The following is a 22,822-nucleotide window of genomic DNA, read 5'->3' on the forward strand; positions in this document are numbered from 1 at the left end:
CACCTACTTTTTCGCAGGATTACCTTTACCATTTCCATGGATGGAAAAAGTTATGCTCTACTCCTTTTTCATGAAAGGAATAAACGAATTTCCCACTTTTCCTGTCCGCCTGAGCTTCACGTCCGTTTTGATTTTCACTTTCAGGTTGGAGAATTGAGAATCCCAATCCTCTTTTACCTTTTCCCACCCTTTCGGGTCATTTTGGTAGATCGACTGCCCAAATCCAAAAACATCCGATCGGTATTGCTTTTGTGCTTTATGGATGGCGCTTAGGATTTTGCCTCTGATCTGCTTTTCTACGTCAGCTTCCAATTTGTATATGGTTTTGGGATCGGACAAATCGTTACTGCACGCCACCTCGCCCACAGTGCCTTCTGCGGAAATGCTCACCTCCACTTGTGGTTTGCCTTTTTCCACCTTGCCGCTGACAGTTGTTTTGCTTCGGATGATCTCAATGACAATTTTATTGTTTTTATCACAAGGAATTTCTTCGACTGTACTGTCCACTCTGTCTGTGATGTAGCTGAATCCGATGCTCTCCTCTTCGTTAAACCACCCCCGCAGCTTGTCTCCTTTGAAGACACCAATTTCGTGATACCTCAACAGCGTTGACTGGCTTTCTTTTTGGGAAGTACCACTAGAAGTCCCCGTATGTACCTTCCCTTTCAGATTAACTCCTACCAACACTGGCTCGATCCCGTCCCGTAGCAAATCCGCAATAAACTCATCCAATTGAATGGAGACAATCGATCCCCAAGCGCTCTCTGCTGTTTCCAAGCTTTTATAGAGCTTCGTCGCCGGGATTTTTTCCAGTGGGTCGATCATGCTGAGAATCTGTAGTGCTGTCGCGTCCTTGGCCAGAATGACATAAAAATCGGGCCGGACCTCATGATCGCGAAATAACAAATCCAGCACTTCCTTTGTCCCTTCTTTTGCTATCTGCTCCCCCAAAACCAGCACCTGGATATGGGAAAAGTACAGCCTTCTCGGCGTTACCGTTGTCATTTTCCGGATTCCCTCAAAAATGCTCGATGCCCGCATGCTGTAAGTCGCAACAGCTGATTGGCTCATCCCCCCGCTCTCCTTTGGCGCTACCCCTCCCGGATTGACGATTTGGGCGGATATCACATACTCTCCATCAATCTTATCGATACCCGTTCCCATGACGATTGCCAAATCATTTAATTCTCTGCGGTTCCAGCAGCCTGTCAATAAAACGAGAAGAGCCAGGCCTAGAAGGAACACACCTTTTCGTTTCATGCCGTCTCCACCTCGGCTATCGTTTTATCATCACATCGGCACGATACTTCCGCTATATTTTACTTTTTCGTTCTCTGACGCTGTTTTTCTGGCGCAAAAAATGGGGACGCGTATGCATCATCCAGATTGGAAGCCGAAGCAGCGTATCCTTTTGATCGGACAGATTCACAGGGGCAAGCGGAGCCATATAGGGGACACCAAACGAACGCAGGGTGCACAGGTGAATGCACAAAGCAATCATCCCCACAAATACGCCGATTAGACCAAAGCTGGCGGCGAGTGCGATCACCCCGAACCGCAATAGCCGGATCGGAATGGACATAGAAAAGGAAGGGAAGACAAAGCTGGTGATCGCTGTAATGGAAACGACGATGACGGTAGCAGGTGAAACAAGCCCTGCCTGCACGGCAGCTTCCCCCAACACGAGTGCTCCCACGATGGAAATCGCTGACCCCACCGCCCTCGGCATACGTACCCCCGCCTCTCGCAGCATTTCAAAGGTAAACTCCATCAACAGCGCCTCGACGGCTGCCGGGAAGGGCACGCCTTCACGTTGGGCTGCAATGCTCATGATCAGGTTCGTCTGCAGCATTTCCTGATGAAAGGTCGTAACAGCGACATAAAGGGATGGTGCGAGCAAAGCGATAAAGAAAGAGATAAGGCGCAAAATACGCAGAATCCCAAAATCCGCACGCATGTAGTAGTCCTCAGAGGACTGAAAGAATTGGACAAAAACAGCTGGTACCAACAAAACAATCGGTGTACCGTCCACCAGAATGGCGACGCGCCCTTCCAACAGCCCAGCTGCCACCGAGTCGGGGCGCTCTGTATTGTAAATGGTCGGAAACGGTGTGAAAGTATGATCCTGAATCATTTCTTCGATGTTTCCGCTCTCCAAAATACCGTCAATCGTGATTTGCCCCAAGCGTTCTCGGACTTCTGTCACTACACTTTCCTGCACGACTCCTTTTATATACATCATAGCGACTTTGGTCTTTGTCATGTCCCCGATCTGCATGGTCTCCAACCAAAGATTGCGATTATTGATCCGCCGGCGCACCAAAGCCGTATTGGTCCGGAGGTTTTCCGAAAACGCTTCTCTGGAACCGCGAACCACCGTTTGCACGGAGGTCTCCTGAACACCACGATCTTCCCACTGCTTCGTATTTGCGATAAAGCCGTACGAATACCCATCTACCAAAATAACGGTATCCCCCGTCAATATCGCATCATACAAATGGTCAAAGTCATAGACCTCTTCCACTCCACCGATCGTGAGCAAGAAGTCCTTCATCAACATCAACGGATCGGCTTCTACGGGGAAGCCGTTTTTATTGGCATGAAGCATGAGAGACTCCATAAAGCCACTAATCATATTTTTGTCGACCAGACCCTCGGTGTATAAAATCCCCACCTGCATCTGATTGACAGCCTCCAAACGCACTTGGCGCGTCACAAGATCCGTGCTGTTGCCGAGCTCTTGCTTCACCTTTTCCAGATTTTCGTCCAACGAGTAAAGGAAGGGTGCAGCTTGTTTTTCTGTATGGATCATGTCAAATCACTCTTTTTCCAGTTCGGGATATGTTTACTATCCCTCATGGCTCTGGGGTCTATGCTGAACACAAAAAAGCCCCCTATTCAAGGAGGCTTCGGGACTGCTTATGTTAATCGACAACTGTCACCATGGTTACGGCAAACGATAGACGGCAAATGGTTCCCCGTTTCGGTACGCGTCACTCAATCGATCCAGCTCTGCCAAGGTCGCTTCATCCAACGTCAAAGCTGCACTTTGCAAATTATCCGTAAGCTGCTCTACACTGGTCGCGCCCACGATCACCGAAGAGACAGCCGGCTTGTGCATGAGCCAAGCCAAGGACAGCACACTGGAGGATACACCTAGCTCCGCCGCTACCTGACTGATTTTACGTCCAAACTCCAGCTTGTCTTCACTTAGTAACCGCACGAAACGCGGCTCCTTATCCGCCCGCGAACCAGTCGGGGCCTGTTCTGCGGAGGTATATTTGCCTGTCAAAATTCCGCCAGCAAGCGGGAAGTACGGAATGATGCCCACTCCTTGATCCAGACATAGCGGTACGAGTTCACGCTCCGGCGTCCGATCTGCCAGCGAGTAGCTGACCTGCGTCGATATGTAACGATTCAGCCCTTCCCGCTGACTGATGCCAATTGCCTTCATCAATTCCCAAGCCGCATAGTTGGAAGCCCCGATGTAACGCACCTTCCCAGATCGAACCATGTCATCTAGTGCGCGGAGTGTTTCTTCCAAAGGCGTCTCTGGATCAAACGTATGAATTTGATATAAGTCCACATAATCGGTACGCAAACGCTTCAAGCTGTTCTCCAGTTCCAGCATCAGGTGGTAACGCGATGAGCCTCTCTGATTCGGTCCTTCGCCTTTTACCAAACCAGCCTTCGTCGCCAAAACGACTTCGTGCCGCTTCCCTGAAAGCGCTAGCCCGATGATTCGCTCCGATTCTGTTTGCGTGTAAATATTTGCCGTATCAATAAAGGTAATCCCATTTTCGATTGCGGTATGAATGATGTTTACAGACGTTTGTTCATCCGCACGCCCTCCGAATGAGTTCGTGCCTAATCCCAATGCTGATACCTTCAATCCACTGCCACCAAGTCGGTAGTATTTCATATTGTGATCGACCTCTTTTCATAATAGGAGTGCTCTTCCATTATCTCCTATTTGGGTGGGGATTGAAAAATAAGATTAGGAAAGTTTATTTTTCGAAATATTCTGAATTTTTTTCATGGTTCTTGATACACACATTTGGGATACATTTAAAAAATCTGCTGTTTGCGTCTGATTGTAGCCTGCCATCCGTAGTTGCAGGACTTGCCACTCTTTTGATGAGATTTGATTTTGCAGTTGCGCAAGCAAAGCAGCAACATATAGCTTGTCCAGCACGTACTCTTCCACGTCTCGTCCATCGTCCTTCAAGACATCCATAGCGGTGGCAGCTTCATTGCTCGAAGCGGATGCCTTCAAGTATGGCTCCTGTAAATACTTCACAGGTCTCCCGACATCCAGCGCTTTTTTGACCTGTTCCTCATTTTCCCCCAACAGTACGGACAATTCTTCTATGGTAGGGAGATATCCCAGGTCTGCTTCTATTTTACTGATGTGTTGGAGAATCGTTGTTGCCGTTCTAGTCGGCCGTACAATATTTCCGCTATCTCGCAAAAAACAGTTGATCTCCCTCACAATCGTTATGACTGCAAAGGACGAAAACTTCACGCCTCTTGCTATATCAAAGGCTTTGATAGCCTTGATGATTCCCATTCTCCCCAATTGCAAGATATCCGCTTTTTCCAAGCAATATTGCCTCACTAATGTCTCTGGCTTGCCAATATATTTGTGCACAGAATGCCAAATGAGATCTTCATTTGCGAGTATCACTTCACCAAGATACTCACTGTCTTCCTTGCAGCGGCGAATATTCTCCATGTTATACAAGGAGTATTGTTCTTTATTTTTGCCAACTCTCTGTTTTACGAACATGGCACGCTCACTCATAATACCTCCTCCCAGCCTATCTTTCTGATTCTCTTAATAAGCCGTTCATTTTTTTGTAATGGGTCATGACTTTTGTATAGTAGCCATCGTGATAACGATTTCGGTCGACATTTCCCTCGCCTTGGTTATAGGCGATGATACTTAAACGAAGGTTTCCATATTTCTTTTGCAAGAGATCCAAATACTTGATACCTGTTTGTAGATTGATCACGGGATCAAACAGGTCAACAGGGTGAACTCCCAGCCAGCTTCCTGTGCGCGGCATGATTTGTAATAATCCTCTAGCGCCCTTGCCAGAAATCGCGTCGTGCTGAAAACGGCTTTCCTGCCAGATCATCGCCATGATCAATACCGGGTCTATTTCGTATTGCTTGGATAATCCAAAAATTGTTTCTGTATAAAGCTCGACTGTAGCAATATCTAGTCTCGGTGCAACCTGTGTGATTACGTTTGCAAGCTCCCTTTTTGTATGCAACTGCCTATCTGTGTCCCTGGCCAGTTTCATCACAGGATGAATTTCCGACAGCCCCTTTTCTACAGCTGGCAGAACAGCATTTGCGGGAATGAACACTGCGGCAACAATGCCGATTAGCTTCGTTAGCACGTAACTCGCTTTTTCAGATGTAGCTGATGGACTGCTTGCAGAATGTTTTTCTGCATTCTCTCCACCCCGATTGCTGTATCCAGTGTACGTACCGATCGGCGTGAAGCGTGGGCAAGGGAAAGATAGGCTTCCTGCACCTTTAGCAGCATGGCATTATTCCCATCTACTTCGGTTCGCAGAAAAAAGGTTGCATCGGGTCGCTTCGTCAAATCACTCATGGTGGCATACCAGGAAAGAGGAGTATCTTTTATATAGAAGTAGTAATAATTGGACAGTTCGTAATGATCAATGATGATAAAATCGACGTTCTCCTTCGAAATCCTCGCCATTTCTCGCTGATAGTCCAGAAAATCCGCTTCAAAAAGCTTTCCTACTGCTTTCTCATCCAGCTCAATTTCGCAGCGAAGCCACATGCCAATGACCGCTCCGATTGGGGTATCTAAACGTGGAAACGATACTCTCCGCACTTTATATCCGAGGCATCTCAAATTTTCTTCCAGCAATGCCGCTTGGGCTTCCTTCGCATTGGCGTCAATTCCTTCGAAAGCGACAATCGTGGGCTGTCTCATGGCACTACATCGTCTCCTCATTTGTCGAGATTTCCTCTGCTGCTTCACGAAGCTTTTTCTCTGCTTCAAGCTCAGCAGCCTGAGTAGCCAGATGATCTGCTAGCATTTGCTCGAATTCTTCCTTTGTAATCTCATAAATCTCGGAATGGAGTCGGTTCACCGTGTATCCCATACCGTCGGTCAGTAAAAAGTTTGTGTAGGTCAACGGCTCCTCACGAAACTCCTGCTTTTCGTAATCGAAGGCAATGACTGCTTTTTCAATGCCCGCTACGCAACCGCCGAACCAAATATTTACCTCTTCTTCTCCACCTTCAGCTGTAGGTGTTGTATGCATATTGGTCGGAACGTGTACATATTTTCCTATGACCTGATGGGAGAGCTCCTCGGTCAATTCCTCATTCATCTTTTTCAACAAAACTGCCATGCTGGATCATTCCTTTTCATCGATTATTTGTGTATGTCTACAGCTCACCGTACTGCTTCAAAATCGCCTTGATGATTTGACACACTCTTTCCTTGCTGATATTGAATCTCTGGCCAATTTCCTCATGGTAATAGCCTTCGCTTCTCATTTGGAGAATTAGCTTGTCTCGCGTGGACAGCTTCATATACTCCATGATGTCGATCATCATCTCAACTTCCTCATATCGAAACTCCTCACTCGGAGCAGCAATACGACTGATCATCGTTTCCTCTTCATTCTCATCTCCACCAGAGACAAGAACTGCATTACTGTTTGTCAGGTTTTTTTGCGTTCCGGCTTTCCGCAAGCAGTCGCGAATTTTATTCGTAATCACATGATCGACAAAGGTAGTCACTCTAGCTTTTTCCTGGTCGTAATCCTTCATCGTGCGATACACCTTTAAGAGAACCTCCTGAACGACATCATCATGGGTCATTCCAGCAAACGTCATTCCACTCAGCTTGGCTTCACAGTTTTCTTTTGCCTTCTGCAAAAAATCATCGACTTTCCCTGCGAAAAATAACTCGTCCATTTGGTGAAGTTGATCTGTCATGTACTTCATCCCTCCTCATGCTCCTATTCACAGTGGCTCTATCACACTAGGTAATTGGAGGAGGGTTTTAGCAACCAGTTTTCAAAATTTTTTTCGGACAAGTTTGCAAGGTACCAGCCGTGAATACTTTTCCATTCAAAATCTTCCATGAAGCACACTGACGCTTGATGTACCATTGGCAATCGCGGCAAATGTCATGAACCACACAACGACAGGTCATGGGCACGACATCCTGTTCCTTTGCTGACATCACGATGTCATTGACTGTCATTTTCTTTTGGCAGGCATCTTCATAATCACATCCCTGACAGGCCATGCTACCCACCGATCCTAACGATCCCGATTCCTTTTAGGGATTCAGGATTTACTTGAACATGCTCGCGAAAGAACTCTTCCAAAACGGCTATCGGGGTGTCTTGGGTCGACGTATATTTCATGACCTGCACCTGCTCTCCATCTGCCGAAAAACTAATCTGATATAACATGGTTTCTCCCCTCCTTTTGCCTCTTGTCGAATCTATACGAAGTGATTTGAGGTGAATTAAGCGGATTTTGAAAATAAAAAAAAAACCAGCCGTTTATTCCAGCTGGTCCTCTACGTATAATTCCTCTATCATTTCCTCTGTTATATTCATCTTCCCAAATTCCTGACAAACTTTTTGAAATCCAAGCAACAAGGAATCATTTTCTGTGAAAACCTCGTTCAGGTCCATTCCCACCATGCCAAGCGCGTCACTGAGCTCTTCCCTGCCTTCGCGATCGATATCCTCTCCTAGTAGAAATTCAGCTAATGCAGCAATAATTACGACATACAATACGGTTTTTTTGGAATCTCTCATTCCTATCCCCTCAATTCTTATTCGTTTGAGATAGAATAGACAGTTTCGAATGAGTTTTCTCCCATAAAAAGAAAAAGCCCGCTGTGGGGCTTACTTTACATCTGAGATGATTTTTTGAATCAAACTTTCATCAATCAAATGGCTGGCTACTGTCAATGCCTTTGCCATTCGCTCCTTATCTCCATCAAAAACCTCATGAATAATTGTACGCACACTTTCTTCACTCAGCTTGTAGTTCTTGGCCATCGCCATAATCCCGACCACGGCTTCATGATCTTCGAGAGCCTTCGCAGAGACTTTTTCCTTAGTCTGTTGAATGATGATTTGTATCATTTCACTTCGCAATGTTTTGACCTCCTGGCTTTTTTACAACCGAATATGTATTCCAAGGGAGACATCTTCCCCATCTGTCTAACCTATGAACGTAGAAGGAGCCTATTTTGTTCCAAAAATTCTCAGCAAAAGGGGGTGAATCATTCATGGTTGTCGACCTCTATCATCATCTCTATGAATTACTTTCTACGGATAGTCAGGTGCTCGCATTACTAGGAATTGCTCCAGATGACAAGGACTCCTTAACCAGGCAGATTATCAAGCGAAGAAAGCTCGCCGAGCTATCTGATGTTGCGAAGCCTCTCCTTTCCTTCTACGCAACTTCCGGAAAGCGCGATACCGATAATCCCCTCCTTCTCACCAGCTTCTTCCGATTAGAAGTGATCACGCCTGGTGATGTTGAGCTGGCGCATCAAATCGCGAGCCGTCTTTTCCATCTCTTAGACGACCAAAGTTTATCGATGAGTGGAATAGAAGGTTTGGACACGTATGTTGTCTCGCAGCAGGAATCCGATACTGGCCATTCCTCTGCATACTGCTTCACACTGATCACGAAGTTTACTTTGCAAGTTTGTTAGACATTTCAAAACCCCGTCTATCCTATGACAAGCTGATCGCGATTCCCTTTCCAACACGATTCAGCAACAGCAACCAAATCCCCTATCTAGAAGGAGTGACTTTCATTGTCTAAAAAAATGATTATCAAAGGTGTCGGTCAATTTCTTGCCAAACGCGCTTCCAAGGATGGAAATGGCGTCGAAGTCATTACGCTTGGTAATATGCAGGACCTGAAAATTGACATGAATGTTGAAATGGAGGATATCTTTGGCGGCGATGGACTCTTCGCCATTGACACTCTCGTCAAATCGAAAAGCATTGAGATTACCGCTACGGATGCCAAATTTGATTTGGCGGCTCTCGAGCTGATGATGGGCTCCAAGCTGCAAGAGCAAAAGAGCGACTATGTGTATGTGCTGGGTGAGCAAAAAGCAGTCACTGCTGGCAGCCTGAATCGCACAGCATCCACTGGCGACGCTGGTGTGTGTGAAGTCGAGTTTGGCGAAAAGCTCTTCAACGGTGGCGGATTTGCTGTTCGTCTAAAAAATAGCAATCGCCTTTTGAAACAAGTGAAGTTGAGCACGTCTGCTGCACCACAAGCTGATGAGTTCATGGTGGATACTTTCAATGACGGCAGCGATATCAAAACTCGTTTGATCTTCTCTCCTGCCCTGCTCAATGAAGATGTGGCCTTCAACTATCAGCGAATCGAAACCGTAGATGTGGTCGACATTTTGATGGATGAAGTACCATTCCCGGTTCATGTCGTCCATCACGGCTCCTTCCTGCAAAAGGACGGAACCTATGCAGGCATTGAAACAGAGCTGTTCTCCTGCATGGCAAAAGGCAGCTTCTCGATTGATGCGGCACGCTCTACAGCCAGCACTTCCGCTATTTCCTTGTCCGTTATTGATCCAGAGCGAGCAGATGGCAAGCTAGGCAGTGTGAAACGCTTCGTATCTAACAAAAAAGTGTAAATCTTTCGAGGTTAAGCAAGCTGAGTGGAGAGCATCATGCTCTTCGCTCTTGCCTTGCTCTTTTAAAAAGGGAATAACTTACAACGAATCATAGCGAACGAAATCACATTCAGCAAGTGGATAAATTTTACTGATGATTTCTCGGATTGTACAAGGAGGGATTTTTCCATGCTAAACCACCAAGAAGATCTGGAAAAAAAACACGCAGAGATGATGAACCAGGAAGCTGTAGAGCGTATCAAAAAACAGCAGGAGGCTGATCTGGTAGAAGCTATTTTCTTTGAAGATGACAGTGAAATCATGCTGCGTGACGGCAAAACCTACCGGATTCCGCCTGTGACCTTAAAAGACGCCCGCATTCTGATGAAAAAGCTAGGAACCGTCCATATCGACGCGATTATCCTTAATTTTCTCCCCTACGAAAACAAGGAAGAAGATTTATTCGATATCCTGCTTTTGGGCTTTCGCAACTACCCTACAGTCACTCGCGAGTACTTGGATGAACATTGTGATTTGGAGACGGCCAAAAAGCTTATTAACATTCTCATTGGTCTAAACGGCTTAAAAAAGTAGAGAGTGGCGAGGGTGACAGTTCCGCGATTCGCGATATGGAATCTGGTGAGCCACTTGATTGGGGCGATCTATTTTTTCATCTCCATAAAGACTGTGGTTTGAAGAAATGGGATATTTGGGAGTACACCCTTCCCCAAGTAGCAGAGTTAATGAAGAGAGTGAACAAATACATTCAATTTGAGGTAGAGACACGCATGGGTTTTCCTTTCTTGAGAAGAAAAGGAACGAATTCTGTTGACAGCTCTCCCCATGCATCTAGCTCGCAAGACTATCAGGAAATTTCCGAAGACGATATTGCCGTACTTGGCAAAGTGTTAGGTGGTCTATAACCCGTTTCTGTCTATTCTAAGACCAGAACGGGATTTTTCTTTTGAGGAAGGTGATATTCATGGAAACTCAACGTTTGACCGATGCCCTCCGCTCTATAACGAGTGCTGCACGGAGTTCTGTAGAACAGTCGGCATCCCCATTTCGTGCCCAGCAAGCTGCCCCATTTTTTCAAGCAATGCAACAACAGCTGTATGAATTGCGCCAGATGATACGCGACATTGAGACGAAGCCGCTCAGTTTTTCCCGTAAGTATGTCTCTCGGCCTGTTTCCCATGCTTCCGAGTTGTCCATAAGTACAGGAGAAGCCATTTCTCCGTTCCGCTTTGCGACTTTTCCCAATGCTCCCGTTAAAAGAACGGAAAAGGCCTACGACACAAGAAGCACCATCCATCCACAAGCATGGGAAGATGCTGCGGTAGATGTGTTACAAAACATGATGAGCAGCGGCCTTCACACGCTGATCACCTCGATGGATATCGAAAATTGGGAGTCAGCGAAATCTTTAAACCGCCTGTTAAAAAAGGCAGAACGTAATTTTTTGTTCAAAGACACAAACATGATGGATTTGGCTCAAGCACGCGTTTCAGGACGAACGCCGGATCAAAAACAAGTGGAAGAAGAAGCACTTGGTTTGCGTGAATACTTGCGAACAGGAGTCAAACAAGACCTGCGGGATATCGCGCTAACACATGCTGTCAGCCTTGAAGAAGTAACCAGAGCCTACTATACGTCTTCTCGCCAATCAAATGACCCGCATGGAACTGTAGCCGATATTCGGGAGAGAGCAGCTTTGTTACCAGATGCCTCTCTTGCTCCCCAAAACCAGCTGCAAACCATCTGGCAGGCAGCCTCCCTTGAAGCATTCGATCTTTTTAAAAATCAGCCCGGTAGCTTTTCCACGCTTTTGGTCCACCTGCTTCAGCGCATGCGAGAAAGCCAGAGCCAATTATCGCTCGCTGTGCGCCTGTTGAAAAATGCTGCGGATCAATACGGAGGAAAAGCTGCCTACGTCAAAGCTCGGCGCAATCTTCATGAAGGAAGTGAGCAGCGAAGACAAGAGCGTGTTACCGCACTGCTTGGTCAATCCTCTTCTCCCTTTACACAAGAAGCGATGGAAATCCAGTCCTGGCAATTGCAAAATCTCTCTTCCTATCAAGCTGCCCGTACTCGATTAGTCCGCAACAGGTTGGAACAGAAAAAGGTACAAGAGCTGTATCCGTACAATGACAGATTGCTAAAAGCACTGATTGCAGAAGAGAAAAAGCTGCTGAAACAGTTGCATCTGCTCCGGTTGAAGATGCGCGACGTAGAACGTCAAGCACATTTGCTCGCCAGCCGAATTCATTTGACCCAGCGGGCATTCGGTGGTTTGCAAAACACGATTACCACCTTGATTCCTGCCGTCTCCTCGCTGGACGAGAGACTGCGTGCTCTCTCTGATACGTCCGTTGCTACTGATGAGCAAATCAAGAACATGACCAGTGACTTAAAACAGCAGGAAAAACAGCTCCAGAAAACACGGGAAGCCTTGAAGGAATTGACACAAGCACTGTCCACGGCTGTACCCAAACCTCCGAGTGCCGCAGCGGGTCCTCAGGCTACTTCCTCAGCTCCAGCCGCAAGCAGTTCATCCTCTGCCGCAAGCAAACTCGCCCCTGTTGCTGCTCTCGCTTTTGAGGAGTTCTCGGGTGATCTCAAGACGAAGATACGAGAAAAGTTCTTGAAAGGAAAAAAGAAGGAGGACAAGAAAAAGTCGGACGAAACGGCGGACGATACGGATGAGTCAAGCTCCACACCGGATATCCCAACGAGAGAGAGAGCAAACAGAGATTCAACGCCTCCCGATGATACAGCCCAGAGAGTACCACTATGGCGAAAAGGATTAAAAAACGCCGGGAAATTTTTAAAAGGTTTTGGTCTCGTAGGCGTTGGCATCACAGCGCTAAATTTTGTGGATAGTCTAAACACAGATTGGCTGCAACCTATGTTTATGTCCGATTCCCAGCGACAAAGCAAAGTGTTGGAAAATCAAAAGGACCTCGTGAATGAATTCGTGAGTATTGACAAGATGCCTCCTGGTTTAAAGCATGCTTTTTTTGCATCGACATTTCTTACAGGTCTTGGAGATGGTTTGATCAACTTCATGGGTGGCACTGCTCCTTCATGGAGCGATTACATTAACTCTTTCGTAGCTGCTTACAAATATGATGGCAAAGACCTCAAAGAAGAGTTAACTAATACCCTCCAGCTAGACAGCAAGGAATCTCAACTCGAATTCGATAAATATAAAGCTGCGTACAAAAACAAAGAAGAAAAAGACAAGAACTCAATGCTTATTGATATCGATGACAGCGGCTCCAAGCTGGACAATACCCCAATTACTTCATGGGAAGAGGTCAAAACACTCGACCTTGGCAAAGAAGTGGTTGGTCATCACCTGGAAAGCCTCTCTCTAGAGGAAGGCAAGTTAAGATCCGAATTAGAGAGAACGCAGGCTACTCTTAAAAATCAAGGTAAATCCGAAGATTCTCCAGAAATGCTGAAAGCTTATGATGATTACTACAGTGGTATTAATACGAAACGGAATGAACACTTAGCCTTTTTCGAAGAGGTATTCGCTAAAATTCCTAAGGGTTCAGATGCCTCTGACGTAGTAGACTCAGTAATCGCTGATATAAAGGCTTCTATCGCACAAAATAACCTCGATAAAAACAACCATACCTCCGGCACAAAAATTAATTCCGTGAAGGACAAGCTGAGCTCTGAGCTGGAAAGTAAAGAACTTCAATATTCGATCGACAGAAACAAAGCAATCTTGGCAGGCCACAGCGCAAATTCTGAAGTAGTAAAGAAGCTTGATGAAGAATATTTACGCAGTATCAATGAGACTTTCGAAGCGACGAGTTCTGAATTGGATCGCCTTTTGTCCGGGAACCAAATGAATGAGACATTCAAGAAAGACATCGAGAACTTTAAAAAAGGTCTCGAAAAAGCCAAGTACGACAATCTCGTATCCCTGCATATGTCCAAGCAGCCCACCAAAGGAACCTTCAACATGCCCGACGGCTTGCAGCCGCTTACCTACTGGGGCATGCAAACCGCAAATGCAACACATAACACCTACGACCTTACCTATGGCGGTGGCAGCAATGTGAACATTACCATCGACAAAATGAGTGGAGCAGAAGCTGACCTCCAACGCATCGGCTCAACCGTCAGCGAAGCCGTTCGCAATACACAAGCAAGCCTTTCCACTGAATTAAGCCAACAAGTCCGCTCCGGCATCGCCACGAGCTACACGAGATTGTAAGGAGGTACAAAGATGACCCAACAATACGCCTTTGGCACTGCTAATCAGCGCTACAAAAAAAAGCTGTTCGTCGATACAGGCTTCGAGTTCATGGAAGTAACCGCCCGTCTCATCGAGCCATATGCTCCGCCAAGTCCCCAGCCTTCCTTGCGCGAAATTAAAATCATCAACGCTCCCTCACACATCCACCACTCCGGTTTTAGCAGCTACCAATGTTCATTGACCTTACTTTTTCCAGACAAGGAATCGTACAACCATTACCTGAGCTACGCAGGCTGGACCCACAAGTTTTACGACGAAAAGGGAAGCATTTTCCTCGGCAGCGCAGAATCCATCACTCCTCATGTGCTTGAGGCAGGACGGCGCTACAGCGTAACTGTCGAATTGATCCTCATCAAAAAAGACTCGATCGAACGCGAATCACGTTTCCAGTTTCAAGATATTGAAGGGCATTGGGCGCAGAAAAACATCGAGGAAATGGCCAATCTTGGGCTGATCACGGTCATTACCCGTGACGGAAAGCCCATCATTTACTTCCGCCCCAATGATTTTGTGACACGCGCCGAATTTATTGCTTTTTTGAATCGGACAAGGCGACTGGTAGAACGGATGATTCGGGAATAGCTGAGGCTGTTCCGGGTTTCTGTCTACTCTATATAGGAGGTGATGAAAATGATCAGCTGGGCTGATGTGAATGAAAAAGACTGGTTTTTTAACGAAGTAATGGAGGCAAGCAATTATTTGATGGCCGACGGAGAACCGTTCATTCAAGGAATCGCTTACGGCTCCTTTGAAAGCAATGCCCCTTACTTATATGAGGAACAAAAAGGCTCCACTGGGCAAAAGGTATTTACACTCACTGCCAAATTGACACCGAGTGCAGATAACCCCGTCTTTGTCTATATTGACGGCACGCAAACCCTTTGCAAAGAACTTCGGCCGAATCAAACAGACCCGAACAAAACAGATATCGAGCTGTATTACGCCCCTTCTGCCAATTCAGTTGTTGCCTTTTCCAGCTTCGGCAAGCCTGCCTTGGACCGTTTTGGCAAACCGATTCCCCCCAATTCCTCTTCCTTTGCTTACCCGAACAAACGCCTCGATAACGGAGACACGTATTTCTACAATCCATTCAGTCGCCAATTCAATGAGTATTTGTACGCATATGGTCGCTCCTTGAAGCGGATTGATGTGCCTGAAGAAGAATGGAAATCGACACCTGCCCAAGACCTCGCCAAAAAATATATCGGACTCAAGCAAGACGTCTACATGGTTAGTCCTGCTCCCGGAGCCACGATTTATCTTCCCTACAATCTAAACGGCGTTCAGTTGCGTTTCATCTACAACAGCTACGAAAACGGCGCTCTGTTTATGCGAGGCGGATATTTTTCGGTGAAAAGCCCTGGCGTATGGAGAAACGACCGCTTCTTTCCCAACGCCTACATCAATCGGGCAGAGGCTTTTCTGCTTATTGACCGGCTTCGGCGCTCTTTTTACCAACGCTTTACAGATTCACAACCTCCTACACAGCGGTTGGATGAATCCCATACGGCATACGATGGGCAACGTGTTTTTCGTCTGAACGGTACCTATCCCGCGGGTAAAAAGCTGCTTGCCGTCAAAGTGGATGGAAAAGTGGTGAGCAGTTCCGACTATCAAGAATTTGATGATCATACGATACTGTTCAACATGTCTCTTGAGGCAGGTAAAAACGTTCATTTCTTCTATGTCAAAGAGACAAGCACCCGCTTTGAAGATGTCGGGCGCGAGAAATATATGTACAACAGCAACACCGGGGAAAAGATCGCATTAAACGGTGGAATGACAGGCAGCAAGCCTTCATGGTGGGCACCATCCGTCCTCTCTATGGAAGACGAGCGGTTTGGCAACGGAGATTACTTGATCGAAGGAATTGCGATCAACAATTTCGTCGATGGAGCGGCTGTCGTCAACCATATGTACGAGGTATCGTCATCCAACGCAGAAGAGAAAGAAAAATGGTTCATGCCTTACTCGCTACTCACCCGGGCACAGGCCGTCTCTTTTTTGAATCGCTTTCGAAAATGGTCCCTGGAACGGTTTAAATAGGAGGTGCTTTCATGCAATCGATGTCCAATGAGCTGCGCAGAATTCTCTCCGAAAGACTCAAACTCGGAGAATTAAAAAAACCCGCTTGCCGCGTCGAGGTCGATCGACTCGTCTTCGTGCCAGGCCGTACCGAAGAACTCGATTTCATTATGAGTGATCCTCGGGAAGAGAAAACGCTGACCCGGACCATCATTCAAGATGGCTCAGGAGAGGGTGGCACTGCTCCATCCAAGATTTCTTTTGTCTTTCCGGTGGAAGGCAAAAGCATCCGAGATATTACCGCCTATATGGGCGACAATCGCAACCACCGAGGAATCGATATCGCTTGTCCGGTCGGTACGCCTATCAAAGCTACCTGGGCTGGCAAAGTAAAAAAAGTGACCGTATCTGAAAAATATACGAGCTTTGGCTTTCGCGTAGAAATTCAGCATGCGGATGGCATGTGGACCCGTTACGCCCATATGAGCGAAATCCACGTCAAAACAGGGGATTATGTCACGCAAGGCACTATTATTGGAAAAAGCGGCAATACAGGAGACGTCCGCTCTGCCGGCGTTACGAACATGGGCACCTATGACGATCCCAATTCCCCCCGCTCCAAAGGAAGAGGAGCTCATCTGCACTTTGAAGTCTGGAATGGAGATGCCGTCATCGATCCGTTTCCTTATATGAATGGCTCGAAGCATCTGTTCGCTGCCTCTTCCAATAACGGCGCAGGAGTCACTACCGATGCCACCTATGTTGGAACGCCAGGAGCAACTCTTTTTGACGAACGGTTTACCAATAATACGTGGCACACAAAATCTGTCTACAAAGTAGACGAGCTGACCAAAAAGCTATCCATGATCGAGAGAAGCACAACGGAGCATAGCAACCTCACCTTTACCTTTGACCCCAAAGGGTACAAGACCGTCTTCCCATCCCCTACCGTTACGACAGGTATGAATCTCAAGCTGACCTCCGTTCACCCCGGCATTTTTAGCATGGGGTTCTCCACCAACTTCGGTGAAGGTACCGGCGAGCTGCGCGTTTTTTTCAATGGAAAAATGCAAATCAAGGTCAACAAATTCTCTGGGACAGAAAACGTAGAGATTCGTGATATCCCCTTTCCCAATGGCGAAATGGAAATCCGTATCGAGCTGTTTTGGAATGGAAAACAAGTCAATCGCTTTTCCCTCCAGTACATTCAGATCAAGGAATTGCAAGGGCGACCCGATCTGTACGGAAACAAAGACAAAGTCGATCCGACGGTACAGCAGGAGTTTTTTGAGGAACGGGAAATTACGAGCACCTTCATGCCTGGTCAGCCGCGAAAAGTATCGCTCCAGGTCGGAAAGTTCGTTTATATGGACACCCTTACCCTCGACAATATTAACCACATCGAAATGGACGACCAATATGAAATGGATTCATGTGAGGCACGCATCACAATCTCGAACCCTGGCGGCTACTACAGCCCGGACTATAATCCGTTTTACTTTCCGGAAACCTACAAGGAAACGCCTTGGTCTTATTTTGTGAATGGATTCCATGTTGGTGTTCTCTCCGAAAATACTCCTGTCCGGATCTACATGGGTTATGGTCTGAATTTGATGCGTGTGTTTACTGGTCTGATCGACAAGCTCGATTTGAATGGCGAGGAATCGACCATGACCATTTACTGCCGCGATATGTACAAGAAAATTTTGAACAAGGTCATTACCGAAGACAAGCAGTATCCTCCAGACGTCGGGCATTCTGCCGCACATGATACCAACGTTTTTTCCTCGATGTCTCGTCGGGACAAAATCATCTCGATAGCCAAAAAGCAAGCCAAGCAGCAGGGCCCAGAGCTCGATTATAAATTTCTGCTAGCCATTGCGGAGCACGAAACCAAAATGGGGACGCTGGGGAAAGGGCTTCCTCCAGGAGACTTCATTCTCGGGTATGGATGCTATACCGGAGAAAAATGTGACCCGCAATACCAAGGGCTCGAACGACAGCTCTATCGTGGAGCCGTTCGCTATCGGGAAGCTATGGCGAGCAAAGGGTGGCGCTTCCAGTCTGTCGACGACGTTAAATATTTTTGGCAAGGAGGCGACAAGGGCGCTTATCAATGGGCGAGCGATACGAACTGGTATAACAGCGTGTGGCAAATCTACCAAAAATTCCGCTCAAGCACGGAGTTTGATTCGATTCAAGAGTGGGAGGGTGCCCCAGCTGTTCCGACAGAGCCTGCTGCGAAAGCGGCCTATCTCAAATCAGCTATCGTCCAGGACTTGATCGCCCATGCAGGAATGTATGGCTGGCGCAGCAATCCGCAAGACATTTTCTACCCCTATGCCATTGTACAAGAGACGAGCTATACCCACGTGACGCAGGCGACAGGCAAAGTTTTCAAAGCTGTACCGGATAAAGAAGGCGAATTCGTTGAAGTCGATCCCGAATCCATTTTGACCCCAAAAGGTTGGAAAAATCCTTTTATTGAGCCGCCCGGACGCAAATTCGAATCGTATCAATACAAAGTCGGAGAAGCCATCGCGGAAATCATGAAAGAGACGCCATTCCGTTCCTATTGTGACCGCTACGGTACGTATCGCCTGGAAGAGATTGATATGAATCGGCCGATTGTGGCTACTTATACCGAGCATGACAATTTGATCACGATTCATAAGACCATCGATTTTTCACGTGGCAAAAGCCATCTTGTCATTTTGGATGAAGAAAATAAGGTCGGTCATTTCGTAGACACAGAGATTTTGATGGAGCTGAAGGGCGAGGTACGTACAGGCGTTAGATCCGTTCCTTATGCCAAAACAGACGAGCTGAAGAGGGTGGCTGCCCAGCGAACGTTTTTTGATTTGAAACGGTTGTGCCGTACGCTTCAAATTTCCATCCCCGGTAACCCTACCCTAGATGTCCTCGATCGTATTTACATTATCGACTCCAATACAACCACCCGCGAAGCGTATACCATCAAAGGAATCCGCACGATGTTTGATGCGCAGAACGGCTATATGCAAATCCTCGATTTATTTTGGAGCAACAACGAGGGGGCGATTGTGTAATGGCCGGAATTGCGAATGATTATTTGATTTACCCGATCCTCGATCTGATCCGTGATGAAGTCCACCGTACCACGAAAGTCATGGCAGACCCGTTCGCAGAGGAACCCTCTGTACGTCTGGTCCGGGAGCATCCCCTCGATCCCGAAAAGGTCACGGGTGCCAAGCTGTTTTACGAGTCTGGCTACATGCTGGACATTTCCCTCACGTTTGGCTCTACAGACACTACCACCTTCCCGCTTGAAGTCGATCAGCTCCATCCAGATTGGGAGTACTATTCTCTTTGGCGCTTGACCTCGGTTACCGCTGCGGGCTACGCACCTGACGGAAAAACGGTAGGATCTTACCTGATCCGTCTACTCTATGATACGAGGGGCCTCTTAACTGGCACCGATGTCCTTCGTATAGAGAAAGAGAGGTGAGTACAAGTGGGCTTCTCCGTTGTTTATTCGGGCGGGGGCGTAATCGACAAGATACGAGAGCTCCCCTACCCGCACTTTTCCAAATTTACTGAGCCCTTCATTCGCGGACGCATGCTTGATGTGACCGCGTCCAAGCAAGTCTTTTCCGATACCTATGCCCTTCCCTATCCGACAGAATTTTTATCCGTGGCGTTTGCTACCAATAACTACTGTGTCGGCGATTACTGGGAGCTGAGTCTGGATGGCGTGAAGGTCTGTGAAACGATTTATACCAAAGAACTCCCGGAGTCCGTCTCGATGGGAAACAGCTTTGGGATCGTCTACCCGTTGAAGCCAAATGCGCAGGTCCGCTTTGACTTCCACAACATTACAGGTACGGAAAAGAAAGTTTGGTACAATGTGAAATTTTTACGCAAGAAACTGTAAAGGAGGCGTATGGATGCCTAGTAAACAAGTAGCTTGGATCGAGGGCGAGGTCACAGCCGATTTGCTCATCAACAAGCTGGCTGATGAAATCGTCAACGCCAAAATCCCGGATACTAAGAACCGATGGGAAAAGGTGTTTGAAGTCAAGGAAGACAAGTGGGTTACGTTTAAGAAGACGACTGTTGTGGATACACAAGGGACGTACAAGCATACGGATGGGAAGACTTATCCGGTTTATGTGTTGCCGGATTTGAGGGAGTTGAGATCCTCGTACTCTGATATTCCTCTCGTTGATGAAGATGGTTATGTCCATGAAACTCTCGGTACTAGCAATACGAAATCAGGTAAAAAAATCCAGGTAAAAGAATTTGCCTACAAAGATACTGAAGGTAACGACATTACCCTTTCTGTGCCAGGGCTACTGGTGGTTAATATCGATGATGCTGATCCTTCAAACATCGTCGGTAAGAAATCCTATGTACTGCTTCAAGGTAAATACGAGCTTGATGGGGTTACTTTTACACCCGGTGTCGAATGGAACGAGTACAAGATCATGACACAAATGCCTTCCGATTGGAACGACCTACTTTCAAAAACGAAATGGACTACCTATTATTCGGGAGGTTACACCACCTACGTTAGTGCCCCACTATACAAATTCGGAATGGTCAAATACATTGCCAACCCCGTCCATCACTACGACCGCACTGTCGTCCTAAAAGCCGTTCCTGACGTACCTTCGGGCCAAACGCCTACCGATTATTTCGTCATGCTGAAGCATCCCATCCAGCAATACAACTACTTGGATGTGTCGTACGGCAAAGGCTTCACAGGCAAAAATCCGGTTGGAAGCTCTGCTGATACCTACGTGCTCGCCTGCGATAAAAGTACCGTCGTTCCTGGTAAAGTCCCAGTCGTCCTCGACCAAAAACAAGCCGAGCTTCAATACAACAAATGGAACAATTCTGATGATACCGACAAATACACTCCACCTCACGAAGCATGGGCACTCGATTACGATGACAAGGTCGAAATCAAAAGCCCTTCCTCCCACTTTTTCTACGGCGCCGATTCTGTCGTCTCTTGGGTACCAAACAAGAAGCGTCGCCCAGACTACTGGGTCGAATACAACCTCTCCGTCAGCAATGATCGTGTAGCAATCGTAATTGAGGGTGACCCTTCGCCTGATATGGATGCTTACTACAGCAGCTTTGCTTATATCGGAAAAACCATTCCTTTTGCTGACTATGACCACAAAGGCAATTTTGGAATTACAGTCGGCATGGGTGATTTGACAAAGGAAAAATCAGGCTTCCTTCCAGCCGACATCAAGCAGGATACCAATCCTAACTACTCGGGCTGGGGACGCTATACCTCCAACGGCATGTACTCCTTCTCCATGCTGCAAACCCGTAGCTCCGTCTACTTCCAAGCGTACTACCCTGCCTTCATTACCCAGCTCCCCAAATACGATGGCGTGGGCACAATCCCTCCTGAGCTGTCCAAAATGGTACTCGAAGCAAATGGCTTCCAAAGCTCGAAATGGACGAAGAAATATCATGCATCTCCGATCTATCTGGTACACCAGTTCGAAGGTTATCGTGGTTACCTCGACAGTGTCGTAGCAATCGAGGACCATAATCTGATCAACAAGGACGAGCTCGTTGTAGATACAGAGGAACCAAAAGATCCGAAGAACCCCGCTGCCGGAACTTGGACAGAGGTATACAAGTTCTTCCGAATCAATACCCCTGTCAACTTCTTCAAGTACTCCCCCAACCCTACTGATTGCACCATCGCCATCTTAAAAGAAGTATATTAAAGGAGGATTTTCACATGGCTAATTTTAAATACATTGAAAAAATCACCACTTCTAAAGAGCTCCTGGATACCATTAAATCTGAAATCGAACAAATCACTAACTATCCGCATAATGCAACTGCTGGTGAAACACAGGAGAAATCGACCTGGACGGTCATGACTGATCTCACCAAAAAAGATTCCGCTTCTGGCAAAACCTCCGAGCTAGTCTTAAAGGGTAGCTCCAGCATTAACAACGTTTCCAAAGAGTTTTATGTCAAATTCGTCAATCCAGGCTTCACCAACCCGAAGGAACATAGCTCCTTGACAGCACAAGTATTGGAAGGATACAACCCGACAGCTAAAACCTTCGCAACAGAAGGACATCCAGTCAATTTCGAATGGGCTGACGAGAAATTCGTCGTGAATGGCAAACCGACAGATCGTACGATTGATAAACCTGTCTACCTGTACATGAACGTGATGAACAATCGCCTTTCTCTGGTTGCCGTTGGCGATCCGGCTGTTCACTTTGAAGATTATCGCAAGAGCTTCTTGTACGTAGGCGCACTTAAGCCGTTCAAGTACAACATGGATGATGTGGTTGGAAACATCATGCTGACAGCCGGAGCTGTCGCTGCTGAGCCTACTGTTCCAAATGCTCCGCACGATTACGGGCAATACACCTCTTTTGGCAACAACACCTTGCAAATGCTGGCGACAAAATCTGGAATTCGCTTCCAAAAGCACTACCCTGCCTTCATTACCCAAGCTCCACAGCCGGGCAAGGCATATTCCGATAGCAAGCTCGGTGACACCGGACTTCTTCTGGAGCCACAAGGCTTTAACGCATCTGCTTGGACACGCCGTTACCATTTGAGCCCGATTTATGTCGTGCACGGATATGATGGATACCGCGGCAGCTTGGATGCATGCATTGCTGTTTCGAAAAACAACATTCTCCACTTGGATGAATTGATCATTGATGTCGATCCGAGCGACACGACTAAGAAACACAAGCAGGAAGTATACCGCTATTTCGACCACAATACCGAGCAAAATTTCATGAACTACTCCGCCAACGTAAAAATGGGAGTCGCGTTCCTGAAGGAAGTTCGCTACTAAAAGA

At 46.9% G+C, this 22,822-nt stretch carries 24 protein-coding genes; 12 read left to right on the forward strand and 12 right to left on the reverse strand.

Translation table 11 applies throughout. From position 1 onward, the window contains the following. Nucleotides 1–57: 57 nt before the first annotated feature. The 12 genes from HP399_RS27610 to HP399_RS27665 all read right to left on the reverse strand — a co-directional run bounded on the left by HP399_RS27610 (nt 58) and on the right by HP399_RS27665 (nt 8,177). On the reverse strand, nt 58–1,260 hold the full coding sequence (locus HP399_RS27610) for a Ger(x)C family spore germination protein (protein WP_173618319.1): 1,203 nt from the start codon (nt 1,258–1,260) through the stop codon (nt 58–60). Between the two features lie 52 nt (nt 1,261–1,312). Continuing rightward, entirely contained in the window at nt 1,313–2,812 is a 1,500-nt protein-coding gene (locus tag HP399_RS27615) for a spore germination protein (RefSeq protein WP_173618320.1), read from the reverse strand. Nucleotides 2,813–2,947: 135 nt separating this feature from the next. Beyond that, entirely contained in the window at nt 2,948–3,922 is a 975-nt protein-coding gene (locus tag HP399_RS27620) for an aldo/keto reductase (protein ID WP_173618321.1), read from the reverse strand. Nucleotides 3,923–3,997: 75 nt separating this feature from the next. Next, nucleotides 3,998–4,804 carry a sigma-70 family RNA polymerase sigma factor gene (locus HP399_RS27625; RefSeq protein ID WP_173618322.1) on the reverse strand — a complete coding sequence of 269 codons (807 nt, stop codon included), beginning with the start codon at nt 4,802–4,804 and terminating at the stop codon, nt 3,998–4,000. 16 nt (nt 4,805–4,820) lie between these two features. Continuing rightward, on the reverse strand, nt 4,821–5,408 hold the full coding sequence (locus HP399_RS27630; protein WP_173618323.1) for a lytic transglycosylase domain-containing protein: 588 nt from the start codon (nt 5,406–5,408) through the stop codon (nt 4,821–4,823). Beyond that, nucleotides 5,402–5,977, reverse strand: a complete 576-nt coding sequence (locus HP399_RS27635) for a dTMP kinase (RefSeq protein WP_173618324.1) — start codon at nt 5,975–5,977, stop codon at nt 5,402–5,404. The genes HP399_RS27630 and HP399_RS27635 overlap by 7 nt, the downstream gene beginning before the upstream one ends. A 4-nt stretch (nt 5,978–5,981) precedes the next feature. Continuing rightward, nucleotides 5,982–6,401, reverse strand: coding sequence for a hypothetical protein (locus HP399_RS27640; RefSeq protein WP_173618325.1), 420 nt, complete (start codon nt 6,399–6,401; stop codon nt 5,982–5,984). Nucleotides 6,402–6,438: 37 nt separating this feature from the next. Next, complete coding sequence (locus HP399_RS27645) at nt 6,439–6,993, reverse strand: sigma-70 family RNA polymerase sigma factor (protein WP_173618326.1); 555 nt, start codon at nt 6,991–6,993, stop codon at nt 6,439–6,441. A gap of 67 nt (nt 6,994–7,060) precedes the next feature. After that, nucleotides 7,061–7,309: a hypothetical protein gene (locus HP399_RS27650; RefSeq protein ID WP_173618327.1), complete on the reverse strand. Its 249-nt coding sequence runs from the start codon at nt 7,307–7,309 to the stop codon at nt 7,061–7,063. A 1-nt stretch (nt 7,310) separates the two neighbouring features. Next, nucleotides 7,311–7,478, reverse strand: a complete 168-nt coding sequence (locus tag HP399_RS27655) for a hypothetical protein (RefSeq protein ID WP_017249762.1) — start codon at nt 7,476–7,478, stop codon at nt 7,311–7,313. A gap of 93 nt (nt 7,479–7,571) precedes the next feature. Beyond that, on the reverse strand, nt 7,572–7,832 hold the full coding sequence (locus HP399_RS27660; RefSeq protein ID WP_173618328.1) for a hypothetical protein: 261 nt from the start codon (nt 7,830–7,832) through the stop codon (nt 7,572–7,574). Between the two features lie 90 nt (nt 7,833–7,922). Next, a complete protein-coding gene (locus tag HP399_RS27665; protein WP_173618329.1) occupies nt 7,923–8,177 on the reverse strand; it encodes a hypothetical protein in 255 nt (84 codons plus the stop codon). 134 nt (nt 8,178–8,311) lie between these two features. On the opposite strand from HP399_RS27665, the gene HP399_RS27670 reads away from it, so the two are divergent. The 12 genes from HP399_RS27670 to HP399_RS27725 all read left to right on the forward strand — a co-directional run bounded on the left by HP399_RS27670 (nt 8,312) and on the right by HP399_RS27725 (nt 22,818). Further along, the gene (locus HP399_RS27670; RefSeq protein WP_173618330.1) at nt 8,312–8,743 is read left to right on the forward strand and encodes a hypothetical protein; all 432 of its coding nucleotides are present in this window, start codon (nt 8,312–8,314) and stop codon (nt 8,741–8,743) included. 105 nt (nt 8,744–8,848) lie between these two features. Further along, on the forward strand, nt 8,849–9,700 hold the full coding sequence (locus tag HP399_RS27675) for a hypothetical protein (protein WP_173618331.1): 852 nt from the start codon (nt 8,849–8,851) through the stop codon (nt 9,698–9,700). 168 nt (nt 9,701–9,868) lie between these two features. Then, nucleotides 9,869–10,273 (forward strand): hypothetical protein, encoded by a 405-nt coding sequence (locus HP399_RS27680; RefSeq protein WP_087342237.1) that lies wholly within the window; start codon nt 9,869–9,871, stop codon nt 10,271–10,273. A gap of 35 nt (nt 10,274–10,308) precedes the next feature. Beyond that, on the forward strand, nt 10,309–10,602 hold the full coding sequence (locus tag HP399_RS27685) for a hypothetical protein (protein ID WP_007717432.1): 294 nt from the start codon (nt 10,309–10,311) through the stop codon (nt 10,600–10,602). 59 nt (nt 10,603–10,661) lie between these two features. Then, nucleotides 10,662–13,913, forward strand: a complete 3,252-nt coding sequence (locus tag HP399_RS27690; protein WP_173618332.1) for a hypothetical protein — start codon at nt 10,662–10,664, stop codon at nt 13,911–13,913. 12 nt (nt 13,914–13,925) lie between these two features. Further along, nucleotides 13,926–14,537 carry an S-layer homology domain-containing protein gene (locus tag HP399_RS27695; protein ID WP_173618333.1) on the forward strand — a complete coding sequence of 204 codons (612 nt, stop codon included), beginning with the start codon at nt 13,926–13,928 and terminating at the stop codon, nt 14,535–14,537. Nucleotides 14,538–14,585: 48 nt separating this feature from the next. Further along, nucleotides 14,586–16,001, forward strand: coding sequence for a hypothetical protein (locus tag HP399_RS27700; RefSeq protein WP_173618334.1), 1,416 nt, complete (start codon nt 14,586–14,588; stop codon nt 15,999–16,001). Nucleotides 16,002–16,012: 11 nt separating this feature from the next. Further along, the gene (locus HP399_RS27705) at nt 16,013–19,048 is read left to right on the forward strand and encodes a M23 family metallopeptidase (RefSeq protein ID WP_173618335.1); all 3,036 of its coding nucleotides are present in this window, start codon (nt 16,013–16,015) and stop codon (nt 19,046–19,048) included. Beyond that, nucleotides 19,048–19,467, forward strand: coding sequence for a hypothetical protein (locus HP399_RS27710; protein WP_173618336.1), 420 nt, complete (start codon nt 19,048–19,050; stop codon nt 19,465–19,467). Before HP399_RS27705 ends, HP399_RS27710 begins: the two co-directional genes overlap by 1 nt. A 6-nt stretch (nt 19,468–19,473) precedes the next feature. Continuing rightward, nucleotides 19,474–19,893, forward strand: a complete 420-nt coding sequence (locus tag HP399_RS27715; RefSeq protein WP_173618337.1) for a hypothetical protein — start codon at nt 19,474–19,476, stop codon at nt 19,891–19,893. Between the two features lie 13 nt (nt 19,894–19,906). Further along, on the forward strand, nt 19,907–21,715 hold the full coding sequence (locus HP399_RS27720; RefSeq protein ID WP_173618339.1) for a hypothetical protein: 1,809 nt from the start codon (nt 19,907–19,909) through the stop codon (nt 21,713–21,715). Between the two features lie 14 nt (nt 21,716–21,729). Beyond that, nucleotides 21,730–22,818, forward strand: a complete 1,089-nt coding sequence (locus tag HP399_RS27725) for a hypothetical protein (RefSeq protein WP_173618340.1) — start codon at nt 21,730–21,732, stop codon at nt 22,816–22,818. Nucleotides 22,819–22,822: the final 4 nt, after the last annotated feature.

The organism is Brevibacillus sp. DP1.3A (assembly GCF_013284245.2).
Classification (GTDB): Bacteria; Bacillota; Bacilli; order Brevibacillales; family Brevibacillaceae; genus Brevibacillus.